The organism is Flavobacterium sp. CSZ, assembly GCF_015350725.1.
Classification (GTDB): Bacteria; Bacteroidota; Bacteroidia; order Flavobacteriales; family Flavobacteriaceae; genus Flavobacterium.
Genome location: NZ_JADKPQ010000001.1, coordinates 271282 through 283265 on the forward strand (window position 1 = coordinate 271282; position 11984 = coordinate 283265).

Sequence of the window (11984 nt, forward strand, 5' to 3'; positions counted from 1 at the left end):
GTATTTTTTTTAAAGGACACTTCAAACCCATATTTTATATAATCTACCCTGCAAATCTAGCATAAGAGGTACAAGTGAAAGGGGGTAATTACAGCATTATAACAGGGTCAAATCAGCATTTTACCCTAATAAACAAGTTATTTTTATGTCTCCCGTAAAAAATTAGTGTTAAAAATACACTTTACGTAATTTTTCAAGAAACCTTAAAGAGTTTCAAGTTTCAGGTTTTGATGTTTCAGGTTGGTTGTTGAGTATATTTTACCATGGAGTTTCAGAAAGTTTTACCACAGAGATACACAAAGTTTTTCACAGAGTATCACAAAGAAATAGGTTGGCTTTTTTTGAAAGTCTGTGAAAAAACTCTGTGGTAAAAAAGAGGTAAAACAATACTCAACGTAATAAACACGCTACCCCAAAAAAATCTGTGAAAATCTGTGGTAAAACTAATCTAAAACAAAACTTTACTTCACAAAACGAGACATCTCTGATGCTGCCAATAAAAAAGCACCCACTCCAAAATCAGCTGTAGAATTTTTATCTACCACCTGCCCGGGAATTGCTTTTTCGCCAATAGGCTGTACATATCCTACTGTACCATCAGCTTGTAGTGCAAATTTCGTCAGGTAGTTCCATGATTTTTCTACCACCGGCAAATAGTCTTTTTTGTCTAAAATTCCATTATTAATTCCCCATAAAAAACCATAGGTAAAAAATGCCGTTCCACTGGTTTCCGGTCCCGGCGCGTGCTCCGGATCCAGAATACTTCTTGTCCAGTATCCTTCCTTTTGTTGGGCATCGGCCAGGGCTTTGGCCATATCTTTAAAACGATTCATATATTCGGTTCTATGTTTGGCTGTTTTGGGTAAATCCTGAATAATTTTGGCATAACCTGCAAAAATCCATCCGTCGCCTCTGGCCCAAAAATCTTTTTTTCCGTTGGCACTTTTATGTTTTGGATATACATATTTTGCATCGCGAAAATATAGTTTAGCCTCATCATCGTACATAATACTGTCGGCATACGCCAGATACGAATGTAATTTTTCTAAGTACAGCTTATTTCCAGTAACCTTGTACAGCTTAGTCATGACCGGCATTACCATATACAACCCGTCTACCCACCACCAATAATCATTGGCCTTCGTACTCATTTCGTACTCCATCACCTCTTGTGCGCGTGCAATTTTGCGAGGATCGTTTTTACCTCTAAAATTGTACAAATCAATATAAGTCTGAAAACAAATCTGCCAATCCCCAAACAATACATATTGATCAGTTTCGCCATAATTGTATTTCCATTCTGATTTGTTATTTGATTTGGCTCCCATCCATTGATTTTTTTCGGCCCAAGCCAAAGAATAATCCAAGTACTTTTTGTTTTGGGTAACTTTATAAGCTTCCATATTTCCTGTATGATAGGCGGAAACATGCCAAAAAGCATTGCCAAAATCCGGATGTGTAGTTTGCCAGCGATTGTTTACCTGGTCAATAATAGCAATAACTTCTGCCTTAGATTGTTTTATTTGAGTTTCTGACTTTACGGCGCCCGTTTTACAACTAACAATGGTTAAAGAAACAGAAGCCATTAGAATAAAAAATGAGTTGTTAAAATTCATAATGAGATTAAAATTAATGTTTAATTATTTTGAGGCATGATCAATTGGAATTTCCTGTCCTGACCATATTTTCTTTTGTGTCCACGGCTGGTAAGGATCACTCCAAAAAGAATCTGTTGCCGGTAAACCAAGAACTAAAAAAGCTTCTGAACATAAATACAAACTTCCGGTCGAGATATATCCTTCGCCAATATTAGGCTGATGTCCGTAAAACCCTATCTGAAGCCAGCCCTTTTTATCGAAAGTATCTTTAGCATTTAGTTGATTGTGAATCATAAAATACAAGGCCGAACGCACCTGAGCGGGAACAATCTCTTTTGGTAATTCTTTCCAAAGTGCGATTTGAGATAACAACTGAAAAGCTCCAAAACGATACGCCAACGAACGTCCAATAGGCGGATAAGTCCCCTCAGGAGAAATTAATCTTTCCTGAACAGCAGCATAACGTCGGGCTCTGTTTAACTCCGTATCATAATCGGCTTTGTAGTTGCTGTTTTTTTCATTCAATACATTTAATATATCCAATTGCATCGGGTGAATTACAAAACTATTATAGTAATCCCAATGAAAATCAGGACCATCGCCATAAGTTCCGTCTCCTAAATACCATTTTTTATGTTGCTCCAAAGCATAATTCAGTCGGTCTTTATCTTCCTCTTTATCAAATTTAATGATTGCCGCTTCTATCATTCCTGCAAAAAGCAGCCAATTGCTATGATAAGGCTCAATTTTTCTGGATGATTTTAATGCTTTTATTACATTTTGTTTGGTAATGGTATCGAGGGGTTCCCAAAGTTGTTTTGGTGCACGAAGCAAAGCCTGCGCAAAAAAAGCAGCATCGACCAGAGGCTGTTTGTCTACTACAAAATTCATAAAATCAGGCGCATTGGGATCTGTGGCATTATGAATCGATTTTTGAGCTAAATCAATGTATTTTGCTCTTAATTTTCCTTCGGGCGTTTCATCCGGGCCTAATTCTAACCAGGGTGCCATTCCTGAAAGCAGCCTTCCAAAAGCTTCTAAATAAGTCACATGTGTTCTTTGGTCCCAGGCTCCAGGCGATTTTTCTACAGGCATCAATTGTTTTAACTCATTGTTGCTTAATGCTACTAAAACGGGATCGCCAATTTTAACTAAAGAGTACACAAAAAATTCACGTACTTTTTCAGGAGATTTTTTTTGAAGTCTTTTTGATTGTGATTGTAAAGCAGTACTCGTTGTAAAATAAACAAGTCCTAATAAAATGGTCTTTTTTAAATATTGATTCATATGTTTTTTTCTTAATTTCTTCTCATCCCTGTTCATCATCAGGTTGATTTCCAGAAACTTTCATTCAATATGTATTTATTATCCTTGACGTTTTGATACTTTTTCTTAAACTCAGAAGGGTTTATGTTATAAAATTGCTGAAAGTGTTTCCTGAAGTATTTAATATCCCCAAAACCAGCCATCGAAGCGGCCTGACTTATTTGCAAATCGGTTGTAATAAGTAAGGTGGCCACTTTTCGCAATCGCACATTTCGGGTAAATTCAGAAACTGATTTTCCTGTAATTTTTTTTATTTTTTTGTAAACCAAAGAATAACTCATTCCCAGTTGAAGCGCCAGATCATTTACATTAAAATTATCTACATCGAGATTCGCATCAATGATATCAACAATTCGTTCGATCAGTATTTTATCTTCATCTGATAATTTTAGACTTCCGGCATTTTTGGTAACGGATTTAAGCAGGTAATTCTGTTCAGTATCTCGTCTTGTTAATATTCCACTAATTCGGGCTAATAAATATTCGTTATCAAAGGGTTTTGTAATGTAGTCATCTGCTCCTACTTCGGCGCCTTTCAGCTTTACTTCCTCTGAAGTTCCTCCTGTGAGTAATATTACAGGAATATGCTTTAGCTCTTCATCTGTTTTGATGTATTTGCAAAAAGCCACACCATTCATTTCTCCCATGACCACATCAGAAATAATTAAATCCGGCTGTACTTTTCTAATTATTTCTAAAGCTGCTTCAGCACTTTCGGCCGCAGTAATATGATATTTTGAGGCTAATATTCGTTTTAAATAATTTCTGATCTGAGGATTATCATCTACAATTAAAATACTTTTTGCTTCGTTGATGACATCTTTTACATTTTCGGGTTCTTCGATGGTATGCGATACTTTTTGAATCAACGTATCTTCTAAGGCTTCTTCTAAAAATAAGGTTCTGTCATTTAAATCTTCGCGTATTTCTATATCGCCAAAATGTTCTTTTCCAAGAAGCAGTTTAATCTCAAAAGTAGCTCCTCCGTTTTGATTGTTGCTGCAGCTTACTTCTCCATGATGCTTATCTACAAACTGTTTGACCAAATAAAGACCAATACCAAATCCTTTACGGTTGTTTTTGATGTTTTTATTGGATTGGTAAAACAAGTCGAATATTTTCTCTTTATCAGCCTCCAGAATTCCTTCGCCATTGTCAATAACCGATATAATGACTTTATTGTTTGAGCAACGCAGATTTACGGCAACTGCCCCGTTTTCTTTCTCTGTAAATTTTAAGGCATTCGAAATCAAATTAAACAAAGCCATTTCTATTTTTTCGCGATCTACATACAGGTATACTTTTTCTTCAGAAATACTAAAACTATAATCTATTTTATTGGTTTTAGCATGATGCACAAAACAGCTAAAAACTTCTTTAGCGAGTTCTACAATATCAATTTGCCCTATTTTAAGTTTTCCCGTTTCTGTTTCTGTTTTTCGAAAAAGAAGCAGCTGATCTACCAGACTCAATAATCTTCTGGAATTGCTATACACCATCTCTATCGCACCTGGATCTATTTGCTGATCTGTACCATAAATTATATCTTTTAAAGGGTTAATAATCATGGTCAAAGGCGATCTGAACTCATGGGAAATATTAGTGAAAAAAGTTAGTTTTTTTTCATTTAATTCCTTTTCCTGCCTGGCCAGATCCTGCGAAAGTTTTACTTCATATTTAAGTTTTTCCTGTTGTCGCTGGTATTTATCTACTACGTAAATAATAAAAGCAACAGCCAAAGCATAAAACAAATAAGCAAAAATGCTTCTATACCATGGCGGCAAAATGGTGATGGGCAGTGAAATAGATTGAGTATTCCAGACTCCCTCGGCATTGGTAGATTTTATTTTTAGCACATAATCACCTTCTGTTAATCGGGAATAATTGGCGCTTCTGATATTATCAACATAATGCCATTGCGAATCCCATCCGTCTAAAAAATAAGCATAGGATATTTTTTCAGGCAAACTGTATTCTAAAGCTGCAAAATCGATGTTCAGCATTGATTCATCATAAGGAAATTTCAGTTTATCGATGCCAAAAGTGGCCAATCCGGATTCTTCTATCGCTTTATTATTTACTTTTATGGCATTTATGATCAGTTTTGGAAAGCCATGAGCGTCACAATTTATTTTGGTGTTAATGATATTAAACCCTTTAATTCCTCCAAAAACAATTTCTCCCGTTGAGAGTTTCAGCGCAGCATTATAATTAAACTGATTGCTCTGAAGTCCGTCACTATCATGATAACTTGTTATTTTACCCGTAACATCATTGTACACAAATATTCCGTTATAGGTACTACACCAATATGCGCCCTGATTATCCTGAACAATATTAAGAACAGAATTGTTTGAAATTCCGTCTTTGTGGGTCAAAAATTTCCCTTTTAATGTTTGCGGATTAAAAATCATCAGGCCTCGTCCTTCTGTACCAATCAGCATTTTAGTAGTCGAAACAGCAACAATCGAACGTACCGGATACTTTATTAATTGAATCAACTGGCTTTTTGCTGTCTTGGGATTGTACTTAAAAATACCTGTAAAATTCCCTAGCCAAAGACATCCCTGAGCATCTTCGGTAATTGAAATTATGCCATTAATTTTCGCATCAACAAAATCAAATTTATCGGTGGCTTCATTATAGCGATACAAGCCTTCATCATCAGGAGATGCGGCCCATAAAACCTTGTCTTTGCTGCGATACATTACCCAAATATTCTTTTGGAATGAATTGTATTTAGGGTTAAAAAGGGCGTACTTTTTAAAACTTCGGGTCTTGGCATTAAATAAAGAAATTCCTCCGCCATAAGTTCCAAACCAGGTTCCTTTATCATCTTTTACAATTGCCGAAACAAAATTATTGGTTAGCGAATTGCTGCTATTGGCATTATAGGAATAATTTGTAAAGCTGTTATTCTTTCGATTCCATAAACTGGCACCACCTCCATCTGTTCCTATCCAAAGGTTCTCACTGTCTTGCTCGCATAAGGAAAGAATGAAATCGCTAGGTAATGTGTTTGTTGCTTTTTCATTTTTAGAAACGGTCAAAAAAGGGCTTTTTTTGCTCTCAACTCTATTTACTCCACCTCTTAAAGTTCCAATCCAGACGCGGTTTGCACTGTCTAAATACAAAGAAGAAATGGCATTACTGTTTAACTTTTCGTCACTAAAATTTACATTAAGAGAAGAAAAAGAATTTGACGTATAATTATACTGAACCACCCCGTTACCATTTGTCGCGATCCAAAGTTCCTTGGTATCACGCTTGTACATAAAGTCAGCAATAGGATATCGCACTTCCTGATTGCTGTACACATGGTAGGTTTTATCGATGGTATTGTATTTTAGCAAACCTTCTTCGACACCAACCCAAATGTTGGAGAATGGGTCATAAAAAATACTGGTACCATTGAGAATTTCAGAGAAAACTACTGAAAATTTGTTGGTGCTCGTGTCCATAGCGACAATGCCAACGCCCTGAACAAAACCCCACAATTTGCCTGATGCATCAAAATCTATTGCCTGAACATGATAATCCCACTGCAATTTTCCATTTACAGAAAGGGGTACAAAAGTAATTTCCTTTCCGTTTTTCGAACAAAGCAAACCTTTGCCGGCTGTAGCAATGAATAGATTTGTTTTATAATCTTTGATTTGATTAACGACAAAATTAATGGGTTCATTTTTACCCGTTTTAGGATTTACACTATAGCGTGTACTAAACCTGTTGGTCAAATAACTATAAACACTGATTCCGCCTTTTGTACCAATCCAAATTTCGTTTTGGGTACCACAAATACTTACAACCCTGTTATTTACTAAAGAATTAAGATCATTGGGTTCGTTTCTGTAATTCAGAAAATTATAGCCGTCATATCGGCTTATTCCGTCGTACGTTCCAAACCACATTAAACCCCGTTTGTCTTTGTAGACTGAAGTAACAGCATTATTAGCAAGTCCGTTTTTTATACCAATATAGCCAATATCATATTTTTCCGATTCATATTTTGAAACAGACGATATTGCAGCTGACTGCGGTTTCGCCACAATACCAACTAAGAATATTAAAAAAAACAGGACTTTATTTCTCAAAATATATTGTGCATTAGGTTATATTGAAATACTTATTTACTACCAAATTGTTCTAAAAAATTATTAAAAATCAGAAAAACCTATGACTACAAATCATAGGCTTTTCCGGACAAACTTAAAAATGACACTAAACTAATTAACCAATGAAATCGTGTAGGTATAACTGTATTTTTTATCCAGTAATCGATAAGCATCGTGAGGCAAACTTCCCCAACTATCATCACCACCAAGACCTCTTTGCTTGTAATCTACATGCAGGTAAACCGCTTCTTTAGAATTTAAATCTAAATCTGTAGGATGACGCTGTTCTTTATTTTTTCCCGGATCTAAATCTTCTGTCGAAATATTCAATGCGCTAAAACCTATTGGCTGCTGCCCTTGGATTTTTAAACCTTGTCCATTATCATTTTTTAAAGTCAGCCAACGAACATCTGTTTTGTAACCCGACTCTTGCGGACGAATAAAATTCCTCGCATATTGATTGATTACTTTATCTGAATATTCGCCAATAAATGCCGCTGAGTTTCTATCTGAATAGTTTTCCCAAGGTCCTCTTCCATAATAACTCAAATTATCAAATGCTCCGTTTAGTTTTAAACGCATTCCAAAACGAGGTATTTCCGGTAATTCTTTTCCTGCCAAATCAATCGCCGCCGTTACTTTTATCGCTCCATTATTCTGAATTAAATACTCTACCGTATAAGGAACATTTGCCTGAGCCAATTGATACGCTACTTTTATAAGAACTCCTTCTGTCGATTTTTTATCCAAATTAACGCTTACAACAGTCGGATTTTTGGATGCTTCTTTCCAGATTCCTAATTTATTTGGCATTCCATTTCCAAAATCATTATCAGTTGGAGCACGCCAGAAATAAGGGCTTGGGAAATTGCTAAAAACATTCTTTCCGTTTTTCGAAGTATATTTAAGTATTTCTCCTTTTTGTAAATCAAATTCTCCTGTGATATTGTCAGTTTCAAAGAAAAGTACATTTTTTGCCACCGTATATTTCAATTTAGATCCCAAATTTGCTGTTGCATTAGCTGCAAAATAATTGCCTTTTGCTACTTCAAATTGTTCTCTTGCAAATTCAAATCCTTTAGCAACTAAAGGCGTATCGTATTTTGAAAGGGCATAAACATTCAAAAAATATTCTGAATTTTCATCAATAGCACCTAAGTCTAAAGCTACTTTCTTGCTTTGTTCCGGATCTAAATCTAAATTAAATTCGCCTGTTTTTACTTTTGAACCATTTTTGATTACCTCCCATTTAAAAGTATAATTAGAAAGATTCGTAAAATTGAAATGATTTGTTATTGTTAAATCAGTTTTGTTATTCAGTTTAAATTCAATGTTTTGATATACTTTTTTCACTTCTTCTAAAGCTGGTTTTGGAGTTCTGTTAGAAAACACCAATCCATCGGCACAGCCATTTTCATCATTTTGCAAATTAGCTCCGCCTAAATCTCCACCGTAAGCCCAAAAAACTTCGCCTTTGTCATTTTTTGTTTTGATTCCCTGATCTACCCAATCCCAGATAAACCCGCCTTGCATGCGTTTACTGTTATTGACCATATCCCAATATTCCTGAAAATTTCCGCTGCTTTGTCCCATCGCATGCGCATATTCACACATAATGTAAGGGCGCTCTTTATCTGAATTCGCATAATTTTTCATGCTTTTAATACTCGGATACATTGGGGCTACAATGTCTGTATTTCTGTTTTCTCCTGCCTGCTCAAACTGAACCGGACGTGTATGATCTACTTTTTTCAACCAATCGTAAGCATCGTAAAAAACAGGACCATTTCCACATTCGTTTCCCAATGACCAGATAATAATCGAAGGATGGTTTTTGTCGATAGCAAACATTCTTTCAATACGATCCATGTGCGCCGGTGCCCATTCCGGCAAATAAGCAGGATGTTTTGTTTTATCAAACCAGTTTTGCCACTCTGCTCCCATCGCGTGACTTTCGATATTGGCTTCATCTACTACATAAAAACCGTATTCATCACATAAATCATAAATATGAGGATCGTGCGGATAATGGCTCATCCTGATGGCATTAACATTATGTTTTCTCATTAACTGAAGGTCTTTCAGCGTTAATTTTTCATTTGGAACATGTCCCTTTTCATCATCATGTTCATGAATATTAACTCCTTTTACCATTATGACCTTGCCGTTTACCAACAATCGGGCATTTTTAATTTCAACTTTTCTAAAACCGGTTTTTTTAGAAATAATTTCCAAAACTTTCCCTTTATTGTCCAGCAATGTAATGGTATAACGGTACAAATTAGGTGTTTCGTTACTCCATTGTTTTACATTTTCAATTGTTTTTTCAAAGCTTATTTTTGCCTCTTTATTGTTTACTTTTTTAGTTTCAGAAAAAATTACATTTTCCTTATTGTCAAACAATTCCACTTTGACAGCCGGATTTTTAATTTTACTTTTTTCAAAATGTTTTAAAGTAACATCCAGATTAAAAAGTCCGTTTTTGTATTGATTGTCTAAATCACTTTTTACAAAATAGTCCCAAACTGTTGTTTTAGGCATTGCCTGCAAATAAACGTCTCTTTCGATACCGCTTAATCTCCAAAAATCCTGATCTTCTAAATAACTTCCGTCATGCCAGCGGAATACCTGAACTGCAATTAGATTTTCTCCTTTCTTTAAAAAAGAAGTAATATTAAATTCTGCCGGCGTTTTTGCCGCTTTGGTCATCCCTACTTCTTTTCCGTTCAGGAAAACTCTTGCGTAACCTGAGATCGAAGCAAAATGAAGTATAATTTCTTTGTCATTCCAGGATTCCGAAACTGTAAAGGTGCGTCTGTAACTTCCTACCGGATTATAATCGGGTGCTATAAAAGGCGGATTTTTAGGAAACGGATATGTAATATTGGTATAAATAGGAATGTCATAACCTTGCAATTCCCAGTTAGAAGGTACCACGATATTCTTCCAGTTAGAATCGTTTAAATCTGCCGCATAAAAATCCAAAGGTCTTTGTGAAGGACTTTTAACAATATTGAATTTCCAGTTTCCATTCAGACTTTGGTACAATTCTGATTTTTGAGGATTGTTGCCTTTCAGCTCATTTTCATTACTGAACAATAAGAAGGAACTTCTGCCGGCTTCTTTTCCTCTGTCTAATATTTGAGGATTTTCCCATTCGTTATGCTGGGCAAAATTATTTTGCAGACTCAAAAACAAAGCAAGTGCTAATACAATTTTTTTCATTTAATTACTTTTACAAAATCAGTTTTTAAAATTTAATACTCCTCAATTTTATTTCAAATTCAAAAAGAAGAGTAAGCTCAATCAGAAATAAAATCGGGTTCACAAATTTAGATAACACCATATAAGACAAGAGGGACATTACAATAAAACAGAAGGGGCATATCAATATAAACCAATAAAAATGCTTAAATAAGGTTAAATTATAGCTCATATCATTATTTTTAAATTAAAAAACTGTGAAAGCAAAAAATATTACTTTAGCTAAAAATTGTATTTATTTTTCCTGAAAATGGTTATTTATTTGTCATTTAGGTAACTTTTGTACTTCTAAAACCTGTACCATTTGAGGCGCTACTTTTGCTAATCCTTCTCCGTCTGCCTGACTTACATTTTGCGAAAAAATATGCAATTGCTTTTTTTGTTCCCAAAGCTCTTTATCAAAATTAGGTTCCCATTGTCCTACCGTAAACCGGCTAAGATCTTGTAGTTTCCAATCTTTGTTTTGTAGATTGGTATATCCCAATGTTATTTTATTCTCTCTTTCTTCATCTCTAAAAAGTAAATACAACATCGATTTATCGACCAAAATTTCAGGACGTGAAATAGGGATTTTTTTAGTGCCTCCACCTCCTAAAGAAAATGGATTTAGATGAAAATTGGTATTAATGAGATTCCATTTTCCATTAGACAAATACACTACTTTATATTGCGGAATTCCATTATTATCCCAATAAGTAGCGATATACGGATTTCCCTGATCGTCAACGGTCATTGCTGTTTGATTGATCAGACTGCTGTTTTGAGGTATTTCCCAGGCATGTTCAGCAGTTTGTTTTGTAATAGGCAAAGTGTATTTTTCACCGGTAGATTTCTGCCAGGTTTTACCTCCATCGGGCGAAAAGGCATAACAAAGATCATGGTTTGTCGATACATCCCAGCTTTCCCTCCAAACCCATGAAATGTAAATTCCTTTTTTGCCTACATACATTTGCCAGTACGCACTGCGTTGATTTTCGCCATCAATTAAATTATTTTGCAATGATGTCCATTGCTGCGTTTTTACATCAAAGGATTTCATGATCATATTGCCTCTTCCGGAAGCTCCGGACCGATAACAAAACAGTAATTTTCCGTTAGGTAAATTATGGAATTCAGGATAGGTTACTTTCAATTCATCCTCTCCCGTCATGGGCTGCTCTTCTCCTAATTCTAAACTATAGGCCTTTTTACTTCTGGCATAACGCAAACGGGTGTCATGATGATCCCAGCTTACATGAAGATAACCTTCGCTGTCAATGACTATACTAATATCATTATGAGCGTCTTTGACATTGCCGGTATAAGGAGTAACTACTGTCTCCCACTTTTTTGAATTTAGGTTACGCTTTGCCAAAACCATCCTGCCCTCAGGATCATAATAGGCGGTATATTGAACACCTTTAAAAGAAGTCAGCGCATTGTTTCTAAAAATAACGGTATTAACAGAATTATTGCTCCAGCCCAAACCAACTTCAGTTTCCGTAACTTTAAGCTGTGCATTAACATTAGAAGAAAAAAATGTCATTGCCATAAAAAAGCTTATGACTACAAAATTTCTATCTAAACCGGTACTTAAGGTAGTATTCATCGTTATTTTCGAATATAAAATCATCAATTTTTAAGAGTAATAAAAAAGATCTGTTTAAAAAAATCAGAATAAAATATTGAATCTGTTTTTTTA

5 protein-coding genes are annotated in these 11984 nt (G+C 35.2%); all 5 read right to left on the bottom strand.

What is annotated here, in order from left to right; all coding sequences use genetic code 11:
- Positions 1-461 precede the first annotated feature (461 nt).
- A complete protein-coding gene (locus IRZ78_RS01185; protein WP_228520315.1) occupies positions 462-1616 on the bottom strand; it encodes a glycoside hydrolase family 88 protein in 1155 nt (384 codons plus the stop codon).
- Between the two features lie 24 nt (positions 1617-1640).
- Positions 1641-2885 carry a DUF2264 domain-containing protein gene (locus IRZ78_RS01190; RefSeq protein WP_194614775.1) on the bottom strand — a complete coding sequence of 415 codons (1245 nt, stop codon included), beginning with the start codon at positions 2883-2885 and terminating at the stop codon, positions 1641-1643.
- A gap of 38 nt (positions 2886-2923) precedes the next feature.
- Positions 2924-7018 carry a hybrid sensor histidine kinase/response regulator transcription factor gene (locus tag IRZ78_RS01195; protein ID WP_194614776.1) on the bottom strand — a complete coding sequence of 1365 codons (4095 nt, stop codon included), beginning with the start codon at positions 7016-7018 and terminating at the stop codon, positions 2924-2926.
- A gap of 132 nt (positions 7019-7150) precedes the next feature.
- Entirely contained in the window at positions 7151-10264 is a 3114-nt protein-coding gene (locus IRZ78_RS01200; protein ID WP_194614777.1) for a glycoside hydrolase family 2 TIM barrel-domain containing protein, read from the bottom strand.
- A 304-nt stretch (positions 10265-10568) separates the two neighbouring features.
- Entirely contained in the window at positions 10569-11891 is a 1323-nt protein-coding gene (locus IRZ78_RS01205) for a BNR repeat-containing protein (RefSeq protein WP_194614778.1), read from the bottom strand.
- Between the last annotated feature and the right edge of the window lie 93 nt (positions 11892-11984).

Excerpts from the sequence above, each read along its gene's own strand:
- IRZ78_RS01200 (WP_194614777.1), bottom strand. The coding sequence starts at position 10,264 with ATGAAAAAAATTGTATTAGCACTTGCTTTGTTTTTGAGTCTGCAAAAT.
- IRZ78_RS01185 (WP_228520315.1), bottom strand. The coding sequence starts at position 1,616 with ATGAATTTTAACAACTCATTTTTTATTCTAATGGCTTCTGTTTCTTTA.
- IRZ78_RS01205 (WP_194614778.1), bottom strand. The coding sequence starts at position 11,891 with ATGAATACTACCTTAAGTACCGGTTTAGATAGAAATTTTGTAGTCATA.
- IRZ78_RS01190 (WP_194614775.1), bottom strand. The coding sequence starts at position 2,885 with ATGAATCAATATTTAAAAAAGACCATTTTATTAGGACTTGTTTATTTT.